The organism is Saccharopolyspora phatthalungensis (assembly GCF_014203395.1).
GTDB lineage: Bacteria > Actinomycetota > Actinomycetes > Mycobacteriales > Pseudonocardiaceae > Saccharopolyspora > Saccharopolyspora phatthalungensis.
The window spans coordinates 239,949-257,949 of sequence record NZ_JACHIW010000001.1 but is presented as its reverse complement, the minus strand read 5'-3'; the positions used below and the strand labels follow the sequence as shown (position 1 = coordinate 257,949).

General features: G+C 69.6%; 16 protein-coding genes. 12 read left to right on the top strand and 4 right to left on the bottom strand.

Features of this window, described 5'->3' with window-relative positions; translation table 11 throughout:
• Nucleotides 1–11 precede the first annotated feature (11 nt).
• A complete protein-coding gene (gene mptB / locus BJ970_RS01000) occupies nt 12–1,580 on the bottom strand; it encodes a polyprenol phosphomannose-dependent alpha 1,6 mannosyltransferase MptB (RefSeq protein WP_184722360.1) in 1,569 nt (522 codons plus the stop codon).
• An 85-nt stretch (nt 1,581–1,665) separates the two neighbouring features.
• Between mptB and BJ970_RS00995 the strand changes: the two genes are divergently transcribed.
• Genes BJ970_RS00995 through BJ970_RS00965 form a run of 7 tightly spaced genes read left to right on the top strand, consistent with a single transcriptional unit; the run spans nt 1,666 to nt 8,158 of the window.
• Nucleotides 1,666–2,490, top strand: a complete 825-nt coding sequence (locus tag BJ970_RS00995; protein ID WP_184722356.1) for a helix-turn-helix transcriptional regulator — start codon at nt 1,666–1,668, stop codon at nt 2,488–2,490.
• A complete protein-coding gene (gene sufB, locus BJ970_RS00990; protein ID WP_184722353.1) occupies nt 2,487–3,950 on the top strand; it encodes a Fe-S cluster assembly protein SufB in 1,464 nt (487 codons plus the stop codon). Before BJ970_RS00995 ends, sufB begins: the two co-directional genes overlap by 4 nt.
• Nucleotide 3,951: 1 nt before the next feature.
• Nucleotides 3,952–5,136 carry a Fe-S cluster assembly protein SufD gene (gene sufD, locus BJ970_RS00985; protein ID WP_221467000.1) on the top strand — a complete coding sequence of 395 codons (1,185 nt, stop codon included), beginning with the start codon at nt 3,952–3,954 and terminating at the stop codon, nt 5,134–5,136.
• A gap of 39 nt (nt 5,137–5,175) precedes the next feature.
• Nucleotides 5,176–5,949: a Fe-S cluster assembly ATPase SufC gene (gene sufC / locus BJ970_RS00980; protein ID WP_184722350.1), complete on the top strand. Its 774-nt coding sequence runs from the start codon at nt 5,176–5,178 to the stop codon at nt 5,947–5,949.
• Nucleotides 5,946–7,268, top strand: a complete 1,323-nt coding sequence (locus tag BJ970_RS00975; RefSeq protein ID WP_184722346.1) for a cysteine desulfurase — start codon at nt 5,946–5,948, stop codon at nt 7,266–7,268. Before sufC ends, BJ970_RS00975 begins: the two co-directional genes overlap by 4 nt.
• 24 nt (nt 7,269–7,292) lie before the next feature.
• A complete protein-coding gene (gene sufU, locus BJ970_RS00970) occupies nt 7,293–7,754 on the top strand; it encodes a Fe-S cluster assembly sulfur transfer protein SufU (protein WP_184722343.1) in 462 nt (153 codons plus the stop codon).
• Nucleotides 7,751–8,158, top strand: a complete 408-nt coding sequence (locus BJ970_RS00965) for a metal-sulfur cluster assembly factor (RefSeq protein ID WP_184722340.1) — start codon at nt 7,751–7,753, stop codon at nt 8,156–8,158. The genes sufU and BJ970_RS00965 overlap by 4 nt, the downstream gene beginning before the upstream one ends.
• A gap of 57 nt (nt 8,159–8,215) precedes the next feature.
• On the opposite strand, the gene BJ970_RS00960 is transcribed toward BJ970_RS00965, so the two are convergent.
• Together BJ970_RS00960 and BJ970_RS00955 are read right to left on the bottom strand one after the other, a co-directional pair.
• Entirely contained in the window at nt 8,216–9,982 is a 1,767-nt protein-coding gene (locus tag BJ970_RS00960) for a GGDEF domain-containing protein (protein WP_184722337.1), read from the bottom strand.
• Nucleotides 9,983–10,267: 285 nt separating this feature from the next.
• A complete protein-coding gene (locus tag BJ970_RS00955) occupies nt 10,268–11,467 on the bottom strand; it encodes a lycopene cyclase family protein (protein ID WP_184722333.1) in 1,200 nt (399 codons plus the stop codon).
• A 58-nt stretch (nt 11,468–11,525) separates the two neighbouring features.
• Between BJ970_RS00955 and BJ970_RS00950 the strand changes: the two genes are divergently transcribed.
• From BJ970_RS00950 to BJ970_RS00930, 5 genes are all read left to right on the top strand, one after another.
• A complete protein-coding gene (locus BJ970_RS00950) occupies nt 11,526–13,097 on the top strand; it encodes a deoxyguanosinetriphosphate triphosphohydrolase family protein (RefSeq protein ID WP_184722330.1) in 1,572 nt (523 codons plus the stop codon).
• A complete protein-coding gene (locus BJ970_RS00945) occupies nt 13,094–13,810 on the top strand; it encodes an acVLRF1 family peptidyl-tRNA hydrolase (RefSeq protein ID WP_184722328.1) in 717 nt (238 codons plus the stop codon). Before BJ970_RS00950 ends, BJ970_RS00945 begins: the two co-directional genes overlap by 4 nt.
• A gap of 223 nt (nt 13,811–14,033) precedes the next feature.
• Nucleotides 14,034–15,662 (top strand): ABC-F family ATP-binding cassette domain-containing protein, encoded by a 1,629-nt coding sequence (locus tag BJ970_RS00940; RefSeq protein ID WP_184722325.1) that lies wholly within the window; start codon nt 14,034–14,036, stop codon nt 15,660–15,662.
• 189 nt (nt 15,663–15,851) lie between these two features.
• Entirely contained in the window at nt 15,852–16,061 is a 210-nt protein-coding gene (locus BJ970_RS00935) for a helix-turn-helix domain-containing protein (protein ID WP_010310662.1), read from the top strand.
• A gap of 64 nt (nt 16,062–16,125) precedes the next feature.
• On the top strand, nt 16,126–16,947 hold the full coding sequence (locus BJ970_RS00930) for an enoyl-CoA hydratase/isomerase family protein (RefSeq protein WP_184722322.1): 822 nt from the start codon (nt 16,126–16,128) through the stop codon (nt 16,945–16,947).
• A 205-nt stretch (nt 16,948–17,152) separates the two neighbouring features.
• Here BJ970_RS00930 and BJ970_RS00925 read toward each other — a convergent pair whose 3' ends face one another.
• The gene (locus BJ970_RS00925) at nt 17,153–17,887 is read right to left on the bottom strand and encodes a sugar isomerase domain-containing protein (RefSeq protein WP_184722319.1); all 735 of its coding nucleotides are present in this window, start codon (nt 17,885–17,887) and stop codon (nt 17,153–17,155) included.
• Between the last annotated feature and the right edge of the window lie 114 nt (nt 17,888–18,001).

Here is an 18,001-nt window from a genome sequence, read left to right as displayed (position 1 = left end):
GACATCCAAGCCTATTGCGTGACCGGCCGAACACCGCCGCGGGTCGGTACCAGGCCCGGCACCTTGCCGCGCACCAGCCACAGCGTGATCGCGAAGGCGATCAGCGCGGCGATCACGGCAAGCGGGATCTGGTAGGCCCGCAGCACGAAACCCGCGCCGGTCGGCGGCACTAGCAGCGAGACCGCGGCGCAGATCACCGTCGCGGTGATCCGGAACCGGTTGTTGTTGGTGGACAGCGCCAGTGGGACCACCGACCACAACAGGTACCAGGGCCACAGCACCGGCACCGCCAGCGCGAGGGTCAGGAACGTGACGCCCATCGCGGCCAGCGGTTCGATTCGGCCGCGGAAGGCCAGCCACAGCATCCGCAGGCACACCACCGCGACGATCAGGTAGCCGATGATCTTGGTGATTACCAGCATCGCGTCGGTCTGGTTGCCCAGCCCGAGCAGGGTGCTCAGGCCGCCGCCGGTCATACCGAACGCGGTCAGCGGCGCCATGAAGGTCTTGACCCGGTTGGGCACGTCGAAGGTGTTGATCCAGCCGAGTCCCCAGCCGCTGGACACGGTGATCACCGTCATGGTGGCCAGAAAAACCGCGAGCAGCAGCGCCGCGACCCGCATCAGGTCGCGGAACCGGCCGCCGCGCCGCAGCACCAGGTAGATGCCGAAGAAGCCGAGCGCGATCCAGCCGGGCGGTTTGATCGCCCCCGCGATGGTCAGCAGCATGCCGGCGGCGATCGTGCCCGGCACGGTCTGGTATCGCAGTCCCAGCTCGATGGCGGCGAGCATGATGCCGACCATCAGCGCTTCGTTGTGCATGCCGCTGACCACGTGAAACAGCACGATGGGGTTGGCCGCGCCGAGCCACAGCGCGGCGCTCGGATGCACCCCGCAGCGGCGCGCGAGCCGGGGAATCGCCCAGATCGCCAGCGCCAGCCCGCACAGCATCACCGCGCGCCACACCAGCACCCCGAACACCACGTTGTCGCCCACGATCCGGGAGATCACCTGGCCGAACATCAGGAACAGCGGCCCGTATGGGGAGGGGGTGTCGCGCCAGATGTTGGGCACGTTGGCGGTGAAGGGGTGGTCGACGCCCAGCGCGGCGGCCGATCCCAGCACGTACGGGTTGAAGCCGCGCGCGGCCACCTCGCTCTGCGCCAGGTAGCTGTACATGTCGGTGCTGAACAGCGGCGGGGCCAGCGCCAGCGGCAGCGCCCACATCGCCAGCGTTCGGGCCAGCTGGGTGACCGACAGCATCCGGGCCCGGCCGGGCCAGCACAGCTTGCCCAGCCACAGCCAGGCGATGACGATCATCAGCATGCCCAGCCAGCAGCTGGCCATCGCGACGGTCGGGATCCGGGTGGGCAGGCCGATCAACCGCACCCCGGACAGCGGGTTGTCCACGGGGGCGGCGCCGGCGCCGATGGCGCCGACCGCGAGCACGAGCGATCCGGTGGTGCCGAACCGGCGGACGACGTCGAGCTGACGTCGTTCGGCGCCGTCCAGCGGCGTCGGCGCCGCGGGTTCCGACGCCGGTCCCGCTGGCCCTGTCTCGTTCGAATCGACTGCCGCCACGACGACGAAGGGTAATCGCGTGAGTCAGCTCACGTGCTCGCCCCGCTCTTTGGTGCCGCGGGGCGAAATAGGTAACATTCGTGTTGTGAAAAACGTCGGGATGCCGCCACGCGCCGGGGTGGCCAACGCCGAGCCGGGCCCCGCGGCCCAGCTTGGTGCGGCCGCGCACGGGGACGGGCGTACCCGGCACACGGTTGCGCGGTTGCTGCTGGAACGGGGGCCGATCACCGCTGCGGCGGTGGCCGACGAACTCGGGCTGAGCCCCACCGCGGTGCGCCGGCACCTCGACGTGCTGGTCGCCGAGGGCGAGGCTTACACCCGGGAATCATCCCCGCGAGGCCGTCGCGGTCGGGGCCGACCGGCGAAGCTGTTCCTGCTCACCGAGGTGGGCCGGGCGCGGTTCGGGCACGCCTACGACGACCTGGCGGTTGCGGCGCTTCGGTTCATCGCCGAGCACGAGGGCGAGCAGGCGGTCCGCGAGTTCGCCGACCGGAGGATGGCCGCGTTGGTGGCCAACCACCGGGAGGTGCTGGCGGCCGCGGCCGGCCCGGCCGAGCGCGCGGAGGTCTTGGCCGACGCGCTCACCAGGGAGGGCTACGCTGCATCGACGCGCAGCGTCGGGAGCGGCGAGCAGCTCTGCCAACACCACTGCCCGGTGGCGCACGTCGCTGCGGATTTCCCGCAGCTGTGCGAGGCCGAGACGGCGGCGTTCGCCGAAGTTCTCGGCACCCATGTGCAGCGGTTGGCCACCATCGCGAACGGTGATGCGGCCTGCACCACGCACGTACCGACCGCGCGGTTGGCGGGTCCGGGTGGCAACCCCCCGGACACCGTTGAGACCTCTGCCGGCCCCGTCCCGAAGGACCGGCAGAACACCGCCCCGATTCCTGATGGAGGGGAGTCCGTATGACTGCCGCTGCGGAGCAGCGCACACCCACCACGGCGCCCAACGCCTCTGGCCAGCTCAGCCAGGAAGAAACCATTGCGACGCTGGGTAGCTACGAGTACGGCTGGGCCGACTCGGACGCCGCGGGCGCCAGCGCCCGTCGTGGCCTCGACGAGGACGTCGTCCGCGATATCTCGGGCAAGAAGGACGAGCCCGAGTGGATGCTGGAGACCCGGTTGAAGGCGTTGCGGTTGTTCGACCGCAAGCCGATGCCGAACTGGGGTGCCGATCTCTCCGGGATCGATTTCGACAACATCAAGTACTTCGTCCGCTCCACCGAGCAGCAGGCCCAGACCTGGGACGATCTGCCCGAGGACATCAAGAACACCTACGACAAGCTGGGCATTCCGGAGGCGGAGAAGCAGCGCCTCGTCGCGGGTGTGGCCGCCCAGTACGAGTCGGAGGTCGTCTACCACAAGATCCGCGAGGACCTTGAGGAACAGGGCGTCATCTTCCTGGACACCGACACCGGTCTCCGGGAGCACCCGGAGATCTTCAAGGAGTACTTCGGTTCGGTCATCCCGGCCGGTGACAACAAGTTCTCCGCGCTGAACACTTCGGTGTGGTCGGGCGGCTCGTTCATCTACGTGCCGCCGGGCGTGCACGTGGACATCCCGTTGCAGGCCTACTTCCGGATCAACACCGAGAACATGGGCCAGTTCGAGCGGACCCTGATCATCGTCGACGAGGGTGCCTACGTGCACTACGTCGAGGGCTGCACGGCGCCGATCTACTCCAGCGACTCGCTGCACTCCGCGGTCGTGGAGATCATCGTCAAGAAGGGCGGCCGTTGCCGCTACACGACGATCCAGAACTGGTCGACCAACGTCTACAACCTGGTCACCAAGCGGGCCAAGGCCGAAGAGGGCGCCACCATGGAGTGGGTCGACGGCAACCTCGGCTCCAAGGTGACCATGAAGTACCCGTCGGTGTTCCTGATGGGCGAGCACGCCAAGGGCGAGGTGCTCTCGGTGGCCTTCGCCGGCGAGGGCCAGCACCAGGACGCGGGCGCGAAGATGGAGCACTTGGCGCCGCACACGTCCTCGACGATCGTTTCCAAGTCGATCGCCCGGGGCGGCGGACGCACCTCGTACCGGGGCCTGGTCAAGGTCGCGAAGCGGGCGCACCACTCGTCGTCCAACGTCAAGTGCGACGCGCTGCTGGTGGACACCATCAGCCGCTCCGACACCTACCCGTACGTGGACGTCCGGGTCGACGACGTGTCGATGGGTCACGAAGCGACCGTGTCCAAGGTCAGCGACGACCAGCTGTTCTACCTGATGCAGCGGGGCCTGACCGAGGACGAGGCGATGGCGATGATCGTGCGCGGTTTCGTCGAGCCGATCGCGCGCGAGCTGCCGATGGAATACGCGCTGGAACTGAACCGCCTGATCGAGCTGCAGATGGAAGGGGCCGTCGGCTGAGATGAGCACCACCAAGACCGACGCCCAGCATGGCCTCGCCGAGCACACGCACGGTGGCGGTACGGGCATCCCGCAGTCCTCCCGCGGATCCCGCTTCACGTCCTACGACGTGGCGGCCTTCGAGGTCCCCGGCGGCCGCGAGGAGGACTGGCGGTTCACGCCGATGAAGCGGCTGAAGGGCCTGCACGACGGCACCGCCACCGCCACCGGGAACATCAAGGTCGAGGTCACCGGCGACGGTGCGACCGTGGAGACCGTGGACCGCGACGACGCGCGCATCGGCAACGGCGGCATTCCGTCCGACCGCGTCGCCGCGCAGGCCTGGAGCTCCTTCACCGAGGCCACCGTCGTCACGGTCCCGAAGAACACCAAGCCCGAGGGTCCGATCACCATCACGGTGCACGGGCCCGGCGAGGGCGAGGTCGCCTTCGGCCACCTGCAGGTCCGCGCCGAGCAGTTCGCCGAGGCCGTCGTGGTGATCGACTACCGCGGCTCCGGCACGCTCGGCGACAACATCGAGTTCGTCGCCGGTGACGGCGCTCAGCTGCGCGTCGTGTCGGTCCACGACTGGGCCGACGACGCCACCCAGGTCAGCTCCGAGCACGCCAACCTAGGGCGTGACGCGGTGTTCCGGCATCTCGCCGTCACGCTCGGCGGCAACCTGGTGCGGGTCAACACCACCATCACCTACGGCGACAAGGGCGGCGACGCCGAGCTGCTCGGCCTGTACTTCGCCGACGCCGGCCAGCACCTGGAGCACCGGATGCTGGTGGATCACGCGGTGCCGAACTGCCGCAGCAACGTGCTCTACAAGGGCGCGCTGCAGGGCGATTCGGCGCACTCGGTGTGGATCGGGGACGTGCTGATCCGGGCCGCGGCCGAGGGCACCGACACCTACGAACTCAACCGCAACCTGGTGCTGACCGAGGGTGCGCGGGCCGACTCGGTGCCGAACCTGGAGATCGAGACCGGCGAGATCGTAGGCGCCGGGCACGCCAGCGCCACCGGACGCTTCGACGACGAGCAGCTGTTCTACCTGCAGGCCCGGGGCATCCCGCAGGACCAGGCCCGGCGCCTGGTGGTGCGCGGGTTCTTCGGCGAGCTGTTGCAGAAGATCACCGTGCCCGAGATCCGGCAGCGGCTGGAAGCCGCGATCGAGGACGAACTCGCCGTCGTCGGCGCCTGACCGAAGAGCTTTCGCACACACCAGGAGAACGAAGAAGAAATGGCCACCCTGGAGATCAAGGACCTGCACGGTTCGGTCCTCACCGAGGACGGCGCCAAGCCGATCCTCAACGGCGTCAACCTGACCGTCGGCTCGGGCGAGATCCACGCCATCATGGGCCCGAACGGCTCCGGCAAGTCGACCCTGGCCTACGCCATCGCCGGGCACCCGAAGTACCGGATCGACTCCGGTTCGGTGCTGCTGGACGGCGAGGACGTGCTGGAGATGAGCGTCGACGAGCGGGCTCGCGCCGGCCTGTTCCTCGCCATGCAGTACCCGGTCGAGGTGCCGGGCGTGTCGATGTCGAACTTCCTGCGCACCGCGGCGACCGCGATCCGCGGCGAGGCGCCGCAGATCCGCAAGTGGGTCAAGGAAGTCAAGCAGGCCATGTCGGACCTGGACATCGACCCGTCGTTCGCCGAGCGCAGCGTCAACGAGGGCTTCTCCGGTGGTGAGAAGAAGCGGCACGAGATCCTGCAGCTGGATCTGCTGGGCCCGAAGTTCGCGATTCTCGACGAGACCGACTCCGGCCTGGACGTCGACGCGCTGCGGGTCGTGTCCGAGGGCGTCAACCGCTACACCTCCAAGGGTGACAAGGGTGTCCTGCTGATCACCCACTACACCCGGATCCTCAAGCACATCACCCCCGACTACGTGCACGTCTTCGCCGACGGCAGGGTCGTGGAGTCCGGCGGCGCCGAACTCGCCGACGAGCTGGAGGACAAGGGGTACGTGCGCTTCACCGGCAAGAAGGAGGCAGCCGTCCAGCCATGACCGTTCAGCCTCCTCGCACTTCGGGTGCGAGCACCGCAGGCGCCAAGGACCGGGCTACGCCCCTGGACGTGGCGGCGATTCGCGCTGACTTCCCGATCCTGGGACGCACCATCCGCGACGGGCGACGCTTGGTGTATCTGGATTCCGGGGCGACCTCGCAGCGGCCGCGCCAGGTGCTCGATGCGGAGCGCTCCTTCCTGGAGAACTCCAACGCGGCCGTACACCGCGGCGCGCACCAGCTTGCCGAGGAGGCCACGGACGCCTACGAGGGCGCGCGGGACCGGATCGCCCGCTTCGTCGGGGTCGAGGCCGACGAGGTGGTGTTCACCAAGAACGCCACCGAGGGCGTCAACCTGGTCGCCTATGCCATGAGCAACGCCGCCACGTCCGGGGCGGAGGCCGAACGCTTCCGCCTCGGGCCGGGCGACGAAGTGGTGGTGACCGAAATGGAGCATCACGCGAATCTGGTGCCGTGGCAGCAGTTGTGCGAGCGCACCGGTGCCACGCTGCGCTGGTTCGGGGTGACCGACGATGGCCGCCTCGATCTGTCCGATGTGGACGGTGTGATCACCGATCGGGCGAAGGTGGTTGCCTTCGCCCACCAGTCCAACGTGCTGGGCACGGTGAACCCCGCCGAGCGGATCGTCTCGCGGGCGCACGAGGTCGGCGCGCTGGTGGTCCTGGACGCCTGCCAGTCGGTGCCGCACGCGCCGGTCGACTTCAAGGCGCTGGGCGTCGACTTCGCGGTGTTCTCTGGGCACAAGATGCTTGGGCCCTCCGGGGTCGGCGTGCTCTACGGGCGCCGCGAGCTGCTGGCCGCGATGCCTCCGTTCCTCACAGGCGGCTCGATGATCGAGCTGGTGCACATGGAACGCTCCTCGTTCGCCGCGCCGCCGCAGCGGTTCGAGGCGGGCGTGCCGATGACCTCCCAGGCCGTGGGCCTGGGTGCGGCGGTCGACTACCTGAGGGCGATCGGCATGGACCACGTCGCCGAGCACGAGCGGCAGCTCACCGAGCTCGCACTGCGGGAACTGTCGGTGATCGACGGGGTGCGCATCATCGGGCCGACCAGCACCGAGCACCGCGGCGGCGCGGTATCGTTCGTGATCGACGGGGTGCACCCGCACGACGCCGGTCAGGTGCTGGACGACCAGGGCGTCGAGGTCCGCGTCGGACACCACTGCGCATGGCCGCTGCACCGCCGGATGGGAATTCCGGCGACCGTGCGGGCGTCGTTCTACCTGTACAACGAACTGGACGAGGTCAAGGCGTTGGTGGATGCGGTGCGCGAGGCGCAGCGTTTCTTCGGGGTGGCTTGATCGGGGACTGCCGGGGAATTCTTGATGCAGCTTGAGCAGATGTACCAGGAGATCATCCTGGACCACTACCGCAAACCGCATCGCCACGGCCTGCGGGAGCCGTTCGACGCCGAGTCGTTCCAGGTGAACCCCACCTGCGGCGACGAGGTGACCCTGCGGGTGCGGTTGACCGGCACGGATGCCGACGCGATGATCGACGACGTCTCCTATGCGGTACAGGGCTGCTCGATCAGCCAGGCTTCCGTGTCGGTGCTCACCGACCTGGTGGTCGGCAAGCCGCTGCGCGAGGCGATGACCACCGAGGCGGCGTTCAGCGAGCTGATGCACGGCCGCGGCAAGATCGAGCCGGACGAGGACTTATTGGAGGACGGCATCGCGTTCGCGGGTGTGGCGAAGTACCCCATGCGCGTCAAGTGCGCGTTGTTGGGTTGGATGGCATTCAAAGACGCGGTGTCGCGCGTAGTTGTCGAGGAGGAGGCGTCATGAGCGACGAAGCCCCGGTGCGGGAAACCGACGTGGCCCGCAGCGCCGAGGCGCTGCCCGAGCAGTCCGCGCCGGCCGCCGAGGTGGCTGCGCTGGAAGACGTCGAGGAAGCCCTGCGCGACGTCGTCGACCCGGAGTTGGGAATCAACGTCGTCGACCTCGGCTTGGTCTACGACATTCGTGTCGAGCAGGACAACACCGCGACCGTCGACATGACGTTGACCTCGGCCGCCTGCCCGTTGACCGACGTCATCGAGGACCAGGCGCGCGCCGCGCTGACCACCGGCCCCGGCGGTGGCCTGGTCAACGACTTCCGCATCAACTGGGTGTGGATGCCGCCGTGGGGCCCGGAGAAGATCACCGAAGAGGGCCGCGAGCAGCTCCGGGCGCTGGGCTTCACGGTCTAAGATCATTCGGGCGATTTCACGGAATCGGCACCTCGATTTCCGTTGAAATCGCGGAAATCACCAGGAGTGGCCCGGCATTTCCGGGTCGTGTGTCGGGAAGCCCGGCGGGGTCGGCGGGGGAGCACCCGCTTGCCGACCGCGAAGCACCTCGACGCGGTCCGAACCCGGCCGCGACATGACCCAGCTCGAACCGATCAGCGACTTGGCGTGCTGCTTCAGCGGCGCCAGCTTGCTGGAGACCTCGTCGTAGCTGGTGACCGTGCTGTGCGTGCACACCAGGGTCGCCAGCGACAGGCTCACGTCGACCTCGCCCGCCGAGCGCGACGGGTCGAGCACCATTTCGGCCAGCGCCACCAGGTCGTCGAGGTCGGCCACCAGCAGGAAGTCGTCGCCGCCGACGTGGCCGACCTGCACCGAGCCCAGCGCCGTCGCCGCGTCGGTGAGGCTGCGGCCGATCGCGCGGATCAGGTCGTCGCCGGCCGAGAACCCGGCCGTGTCGTTGACCGCCTTGAAGCCGTCGATGTCCAGCCAGCTCACCGCGAAGATGTCGCCGGCGGCGATCCGGCGGGCGACGTCGCGAGCGATCGCGTCGCTGCCCGGCAGCCGGGTCAGCGGGTTCAGCGCTGCCGCCTCCTCCACCTTCAGCTCCGCCATGCCGCGGATCAAGTCCCCGGCCCGGACCGCGCCCAGGCAGTGACCGGACTCGTCGACCACGATCGCGTCGTCGTACATCCGGTACTGATCCGAGCGGGTCACCAGGCTCAGCGCTTCCAACGCCGTGGTCGCCGTGTTGACCATGCGCGGCTCGTCGGCCAGCCGCGACGCCGGGCGCCTGGCATGCAGCGCGTGCCCGTAGGGTCCGGTCACGGCCAGCAGGAACCGGTTGCGGTCGATGGTCCACCGGGGCCGGTTCTGGTCGTCGACCAGCACCACGCCGCTGATCTCCGGGTGGTCGGCCAGCACGCCGCGCACCTTGTCCGCGGTGGCGTCGATCGGCAGCAGCGTCGCCGGGGAGAGGAATTCCGTCACGCGGGGTCCGGTCGCCAGCGTGCTGATCGCCGGCCCGTGTGGGTCGGTCACCTCCGCCGCCACGCCCGGCACGGTGCTCGCCGTCGGGGGCCGCCGGGCCGCGGGGGCGAGCAGGTTGCCCTGCACCAGGCGGATTCCGTGGCGGCGCAGCGCGGTCAGCTGGCGTTCGTTTTCCACGCCTTCGGCGACCAATTGGCTTTCGGTCGACTCGCAGAGGTGGCGGACGGACTCCACCACCGCGAGCCGGGCGGAGCTGTCCGGCAGGCCCTCGACCACGGCTCGGTCCAGTTTGACGAGGGCGGGCCCGATGTCGGCGATCAAGGTCAGCGGCACGTCGCCTTCGCCCACGCCGTCGAGGGAGATCTGGAATCCGTGGGCGCGCAGCTTCTCCACTCCGGCGAGCAGCTGGTGGGGCTTCAGCCGGGCGAACGGGGGACCGATCTCCAGCGTCACTTCTTGCTCCCGGCGACCGATCTCGCGGAGCTTTTCGCGCACCAGGTCGAGCCGGGGGAGGTCGTGGATGATCGTGCCGCCGAAGATGTTCAGGTGCAGGGGCAGCAGGGATTCGTGCTCCGCCGCCGAGGTCAACGCGGCCGTGGCGAGTTCGACGTCCAGTTCGGTCAGCCGCCGCTGCCGGGCCGCCTCCCGGAAGAGGTCGTGGACGTGCGTGCCCGCCGGCCGGGCCAAAGCCTCGACCGCGACGATGGCACCGGTCTTAATGTTGATCAATGGCTGGAACGCGAAGCGCACTTCGTCAACCAGCGCAAGCACGGAGTCGATGTTGCCCGGGTTCATGCCGCTCCATCGACGGTGTTCACGACCTGTTCACCGACATCTCAGTTCCTCATCCTCAGCGGAGGACCGCCCTCTCCCCGCGACCCAACCTAGCGTGCCTGACCAGCGTGGAACACGGGCCGGGCAGCGATGCTGTGGCCATGGACACAGCGAAACGGAGTGGTTCCGTTGCGGTCTGTAGGGGTTTGTCGGCTCGAATCCGATTGCACTGTGCACAGTGGGTGAGCGCCGCCTGAATAGGGCAATTGCAATTACATCCGGGTAATTCAATGAACAAAGTTCACATCAGCTACCGCCGAGGCCGTGCCGGGCCGCCGGGTGTCCGATCGAAAGGCTGCCGAGCACCAATCGCCGGCGGATCCGCCACGGCGCGTTGCGAAACAGCGCAGACATCGCCGCGGCCGTTTCGGCCGCGCCGCCGTCAGAAGCCAGGAACGCCCGCCGGTGCGGCTCGTCCAGCCGGAAGAACGTTTCGAAGAACTCCGGCACGAGCTCCGGGGGCAGCGACAGCAGGGCTTGCAGTGCCCGGTGCCGCAGCACGTGCGCGGTCACCGCGCGCGTCGGCCACAGGATGGACCAGCCGGCCCGAGCCGCGACCGCCGGGCCGGCGGGAAGCGCGGCGCTGATCGTGGCCGCCAGCCACGGCGCGCTTCGCAGGGACGCCGCCACGCTGAAACCGGTCGCCGGGTGCACGAAGCCCGCCGCCGCGCCGAAGGGAATCACCCGCCCTGGCCTCGGGAGCGGATCGTCCACTGGGAACCGCACCCGCTCCTCGTCGATCCGTTCCCGCTCGCCCAGCCCGGCCGCGGCGAGCCGCCCGGCCAGCCGCCTGCGCAGCAACGCCAGCGGCAGTGCCGGGCGGCGCGCGAGCGAAGTCTCTTCCAGCAGAACCCGGTCCGGGCCGAGGTGGACCGCGTAGAGGAACGTCGGCCAACCGCCGCGCGTCTGCGGAGCCGGACGCCAGTCCATGAACACCCCGGTATCCGGGCCGCAGAACGGTTCCGCCGCCGCGGCGTTGACGACCCAGCCGACCGCCGACTGCTGCGCCGGAGCGTGCGCCGGGCGGCCGCCGCATAGTGCCCGCGCGGCGCCGGTCGCATCGACCACTACAGCCGCCGCGATCCGCCGACCGTCCTTCAGCACCACTGTTGATCCGGTCGGCCCGTGCTCAGCGGCCATCGCACGCCCGGTCACCTCGACGACGTCGGCGCGCCAAAGACGCTTCCACAGAGCGGTGTTGTCCAGCACCGCGTACGGCCGCTGCCATTCGTGCCCGCCGGTGCCGTGCACCGACATCCGCCGCTGGACCGCCGCCAGGGCCGTCGATGGCACCGAGGCGGGCAACTCGTCGTGCCAGGCGCCGTACGTGTGCGGCCAGCCGCGGCGTGGAGCCGGATCGACCAGTGTCACCCGCAGGCCCGTATCGCTGCAGGCAGCCGCCGCCGCACGACCGGCCGGCCCGCCGCCAACGACAACGACATCCACCGCAGCATCAGATCACGGCGGGCGCCGGGTCCGCTGCCAGGGCGGCTAACGTGAGGCCATGCAGGATGACCAGCCAACCCGGACCAGTCGCCGCAGCGGACGCTCCGGCCGCCACAAGGCCCCCGGTGACCTCGCCGCGAGCCCGTTCCGCGCGGACCGCGACCGGGTGGCCAGCTCCGCGTTCTTCGCCCGGCTCGGCGGCGTGACGCAGGTCGTCAGCCCCAGCGGTTCCGGGCTGCTGCTGCACAACCGGCTGACCCACAGCCTGAAGGTCGCGCAGGTCGCGCGGGCGATCGCCGAGCGGCTGATGGCCAACACCGACAACGTGTCGCGGCTGGACCGCCTCGGCGGTTGCGATCTGGATGTGGTGGAGGCCGCCGGGCTCGGCCACGACCTCGGCCACCCGCCGTTCGGTCACCTCGGCGAAAGCGTGCTGGACCGGCTGGCGCGGCACCGGTTCGCGCTGCCCGACGGGTTCGAGGGCAACGCGCAGACCTACCGCGTCGTCACCCGCATCGACGTGCGCGGGAACGAGGGTGACGGCCTGGACCTGACCGCGGCCGTGCGGGCTGCGCTGCTGAAGTACCCGTGGACCCGGTTGTCCCGCCCGCAACCGCACCCCCGGCACCTGCCCGCGCCGCCGCGCGGCGCGTCCGAACCGGACGACCAGCCGGGCACCGGATCGGCCAAGTTTTCCTGCTACAGCACCGAAATTGACGACATGATCGACGCCCGCGCGGCGTTTCGGGGGATGCTCGAAGACTGGCAGCAGACCGTCGAGGCGTCGATCATGGACACCGCCGACGACATCGCCTACGCGATCCACGATCTGGAGGACTTCCACCGCGTCGGGATCCTCCAGCACACCAGCGTCTCGCACGAGCTGGCCGAATGGCTCGGGCACGCCGTCGAGTTCGCTGGGTGCTCCGAGGCCGACCTCGCCGGCGACGGGCTGCGCCCCGGCTGCTCGCTGGAGCGGCTGCGCCGCCGGCTGCACGCCAAGGACGGCTGGATCGCCGATGACGAGGCATTCGTCAGCGCGGTCAAGAAGGTCGTCGCCAACCTGGTCAACAAGCTGCTCGAAGTGCCCTTCGACCGGTCCCAGCTCGCCGAGCAGGCGATCTCGGCGTTCTCCGGGGAGTGGACGCAGCGACTGGTGGAAGGCATCCAGGTCGAGGAACGCCCGAACACGCGATCCGGGCACGTCGCGCTGGCGATCGAGCAGTGGCACGAGGTGCAGGTGCTGAAGTTCGTGCACCGCCGGTTCGTGCTCCAGCGTCCCGACCTGGCGCTGCACCAGCGCGGCCAGGACCGGCTGCTGAGCAAACTCGTCGAGGCGCTGGACAACTGGCTGATCGACCGCAGTGAGGCCGCCAGACTGCCGCACCGGTTGCGGGACCTGTTCGACCGGGCCCGCGCCGAGTTCGCCCAGTTGCGTAGCGACGACCCGGAACTGCTGCTGGGACCGGACGCGTCGGAGCCGGCCGATGCCGAACGCCTGGAGTTGATGGCGCGCGGGCGGGCCGTGATCGACTTCGTCGCCTCGCTCACCGACGACCAGGCCGCCGCGCTGCTGGAGGCCCTGTCGGGCCGGACCACGCAGCTGTGGAACGACACCTTCGTGCTGTGAGCCGGGTTCGTCGGCTCGCGGGCGGCGGGCGCGCGGTCGAAGTGGCCCCGGAACGGGTGGCGGGCTGGTTCGACCGCTTCGCCGCGTCCCACGGCGGCGCGGTGCGCACCGTCCTGGGAGCCCAGCGGGTCGAGGTGCAGGCCGAAGACGGTTCGCTGGCAGCGGTCGACGTGCCGTTCGAACCGCTGCCGCCGCCGCACGGCGAGCAGCCGGGGCTGGCGGTGCGGGCGTTGGTCGAGCACGTGCGCCGACCGCGCAGGATCGGCTTGGTGCTGGTGCGGCTCGGCGCGCACAGCGTGGGCATCGCTTACGGGGGCAAGGTCGAGCAATCCGCCACCGATCGCCACTTGGTGCATGGCCGGAACAAAGCGGGCGGCTGGTCGCAGCAGCGCTTCGCCCGCCGCCGAGAAGGCCAGTCGCGGCGATCGCTGGAGGCCGCCGCCGACGCTGTCGCCCGCGTGCTGCTGCCCCTGCGCGATCAGCTGGATGCCGTGGTACTCGGCGGCGACAAGCACGCGTTGGATTCGCTGCGGGCGGACAACAGGCTGGCCGAGCTGCTGGCTGGTGCCCAACCGCGGGTGCTCGCCGTGCCCGAACCGCGTCGAGCGGTGCTCGACGACGCCGCCCGGCGAGCGGTCGCGGTCGAGATCGAGGTGCACGACCCTGACCCGCCAGTAGGGCCCGGGCCGGGGTGCTGGGCCGACCGGGTGTGACCGGGGGAATGAGGTCTGCGAACAAATCAGTGGACGTCGCCCGTTACACTGGCTCCGTGGTTAACAAGCGTTTCGTGGTTCGCGTGTCCCGAGCCACCCCACCGCTGATCCGCCCGCTCGTCGCTTAGCGACCGAGCCGTTCGGCAGCGCCCGACGCCCACCCCGTTCCCGGCCGGTGGGCGCGCTCATGGAACCGCTTGACCACTAGCTTTCGGAGTTTCCCTTGATTTCTGCCACCGGCCTGGAACTGCGCGCCGGCTCCCGCATCCTGCTCTCCGACGCGACACTGCGTGTCCAGCCCGGCGACCGCATCGGCCTGGTCGGCCGCAACGGCGCGGGCAAGACCACCACGCTGCGCGTGCTTGCTGGCGAAGGTCAGCCCTACGCCGGTGACGTCGCACGCCGCGGCGAGCTCGGCTACCTCCCGCAGGACCCGCGAGAAGGCGACCTCACCGTGTCGGCCAAGGACCGGGTGCTCTCCGCGCGCGGTCTGGACCAGCTGATCCGCGACATGGAGAAGGCCCAGACCGCGATGGCCGAGCTGGCCGACGACCGCGAGCGGGACAAGGCGATCGCCCGCTACGGCCGGCTGGAAGAACGCTTCGCGGCCCGCGGTGGGTACGCCGCCGAGAGCGAGGCCGGGCGCATCTGCAGCAACCTCGGACTGCCCGACCGCGTGCTCAACCAGCCATTGCGCACGCTCTCCGGTGGTCAGCGCCGCCGGGTCGAGCTGGCCCGGATCCTGTTCGCCGCCTCCGAGGCCGGGCCCGGCGGCGGGTCGGCCAGCACGCTGCTGCTCGACGAGCCGACCAACCACCTCGACGCCGACTCGATCAACTGGCTTCGCGACTTCCTGAAGAATCACGACGGCGGCCTGGTGGTCATCAGCCACGACGTCGAGCTGCTGGCCGCCGTGGTCAACAAGGTGTGGTTCCTGGACGCCATCCGCGGCGAAGCCGATGTGTACAACATGGACTGGGACCGCTATCAGGACGCCCGCGCCGCCGACGAGAAGCGCCGCCGCCGCGAGCGCGCCAACGCCGAGAAGAAGGCATCGGCCTTGATGGCGCAGGCCGACAAGATGCGGGCCAAGGCGACCAAGGCGGTCGCCGCGCAGAACATGGCCCGCCGGGCGGAGAAACTGCTGGCCGAGGCGGAAACCGAGCAGGCACAGGAGAGGGTCGCCAAGATCCGCTTCCCGGAACCGGCCGCGTGCGGCCGCACCCCGCTGACCGCCGACGGGCTGTCCAAATCCTACGGTTCACTGGAGATCTTCACCGGCGTGGACCTCGCCATCGACCGCGGCGCCAAGGTCGTCGTGCTCGGCCTCAACGGTGCGGGCAAGACGACCCTGCTGCGGCTGCTGGGCGGCATGGAGCGGCCCGACTCGGGCGAGGTCGTGCCTGGTCACGGGCTGCGCATCGGGTACTTCGCGCAGGAGCACGAAACCCTTGACCACGACGCGACGGTGTGGGCGAACATCCGCCGCGCCGCGCCGGACACCCCTGAGCAGCAGCTGCGCACGCTGCTCGGCGCGTTCCTGTTCCAGGGCGAGCAGCTTCAGCAGCCCGCCGGCACGCTCTCCGGCGGTGAAAAAACCCGGCTCGCGCTGGCCAGCCTGGTCTCCAGCGCGGCGAACGTGCTGCTGCTGGACGAGCCGACCAACAACCTCGACCCGGCCAGCCGGGAGCAGGTGCTCGACGCCCTGCGCAGCTTCGCGGGGGCGGTCGTGCTGGTCACACATGATCCGGGTGCGGTGCAGGCCCTCGAGCCCGAGCGGGTCATCCTGCTGCCCGACGGCACCGAGGACCACTGGTCGGACGACTACTTGGACCTCGTCCAGTTGGCCTAATAGTCGTTGCGCCCGCAAGCGTCAACTACTACGTATGGATTAGTGCATTCCGGTGATCGCCGCGCGGTCATCTCGACCGTTGGCCGATCTTTTTTCCATGATCGCCTGGCGTTCCTGCGTTTCCTGTTCGATCATTGCGCTGACAGGGGTCGCGAGGCCCGACCTGCTCAGAGGGAAGGCGGGGACACCGTGGCTGAGCTGAAGAAGGGTGCGCGCATTACAGGGAGCGCGCGTGACAAGCTTGCCAGTGACCTAAGAAAGAAGTACGAGAAGGGGGCGAGCATCCGCGCTCTGGCCGAGGCAACCGGCCGGTCCTACGGGTTCGTGCACCGCGTTTTGAGCGAATCAGGCGTGCAGTTGCGGGGCCGCGGGGGCGCGACGCGCTCGAAGAAGAAGTGATCACGGCGGCCACGGCCGCCCGAAATCGACATAACATGACTCCAGCGATCTGCTCAGATCTGCAATGGAGGTCCGCTTGGCGGAGTCGATAGTGGACGCCGACCTGTTGGATCGTGGCGGTGTGGGGCTCACGATCCACGGGCGGCGGGCCACGATCACCTTGGACCGCCCGGACAAGCTCAACGCGCAGACACCGCACACCTGGCAGGCACTGCGGGAAATCGGCAGCTGCCTCGGCGCGGAGGTCCAGGTCGTGGTGCTGCGCGGCGCGGGCCGGTCGTTTTCGGCCGGGCTGGATCGTCGGCTGTTCGGATTCGCCGACGTTGAGGGGGCGCCTGGGCTGGGGGCATTGGCCCGGCGCCCCACCGAACAGGCCGACGCCGAGATCGCCGGCTTCCAGCAGGGGTTCAGCTGGCTGCGGGAACCCGACCGGGTCACCATCGCGGCCGTGCAGGGGCACGCCATCGGCGCCGGTTTCCAGCTCGCGCTGGCGTGCGACCTGCGCGTGCTCGCCACCGATGCCCGGCTGCGCATGGCGGAGACCGGGCTAGGTCTCGTGCCGGATCTTGGCGGAACGTTGCCGCTGGTCAGGGCTGTCGGTTACGCCAAAGCGGTGGAGATCTGCCTGACCGGGCGGGAAATTCAGGCGGAGGAGGCGCTGCGGCTCGGCCTGGCGAACTCCGTCGTCGAACCCGGTCGGCTCGACGACGCGGTGGATCAGCTCGCCGACGCGGTCGTTCGAGCACCGGCCGGCGCGGTCCGCGAAACGCTGGCGCTGCTGGCGCAGGCCGACGAGGCGGTCGATCCGGAGCAACAGCTGGCTGCCGAGCGGGCCGCGCAGCTGCGCCGCATCACGGAGATGTCCAACCAGTTCGGCTCGGACTAGGGTCTGTCTTATAAGCGGCGTAAGCCGCTTGCGGTGTGGGACTCAGCTTGCACCGCCGCGGGTTCTCAGACGTCGCCTGGCGAGGACAGCCCCAGCGCCGTGTATTGGGCATACATAAGTCGGGGATCCCGGAGTCCAGGCGGCGTGTGAGGTTCCGCTACCGGCACCGCTATGCAAACCACTTGTGAAACGCTTTCTAGCTAAGTCAGCGGAGGCCGGGCACTCTTTCGCCGTAGTGCTTGATGTTGGCGGCGTTGGCCTCGTCGCCGCCGATCGTGTTCGCGCTGCGCCAGACCGGGAGCTCGATGCCCGCCGCCGTGGCGAGGTCGTGTAACTGGACCAGCAGCATGTTCCACAGGAACGCGTTGGCCAATGAAGACAGTGGCGCGGTCACCGGCGCTGCCGCCGGATAGCTCGCGTCGCCGCCGGGCACGAGGGTGTCCAGCACGATCTCGGCTTGCTCGGCTAGCGTCGAGCCCGCGCGTTTTGGGGCTTCGGCGCTTGCCGCCGGTGAGGTGATCGAGATGACCGTCGATCCCGCCGCGCGGGCTAGCGTGGCCAGCTCCACCGGATACGCGTTCACCCCGGAGTTGGAGAACACCACCAGCGCATCCGTGCCGCCCCGGAATCCGGCCGCGGTGAGAACCTCTTCGGCCAGGCCGCTGCGGCGCTCGGTCATGGTGCTGGCGACCGTGCCGTGCAGGGGCAGCAAGTCCGGGTGGTACAGCGGGCGGACCGCGGCCAGCCCGCCGGCCCGGTAAAAGGACTCCATCACCCCGGCCAGCGAGTGGCCCGCGCCGGCGGTGAACACCAGGCCGTCCGCCCGGACGGCCGCGAAGAGCCGGCCGGCGGCGGCCCGCAGGGATTCGGCGTTGTGCGCACCGATCTTCCGCAGGTGCGTCAGCGTTTGCTCGGCGTGGACCGGGCCGGTTTCCGGCATGTCGCACTCCCTGGCGAGATGGTCGGCGGACATGAGGCTTCTACCGATTTGGGGAATTTTGGTCAAGCCGCCCGGCGTGCCCCTGTCCACCACTGGTGTGGTGTGAGAGCTACG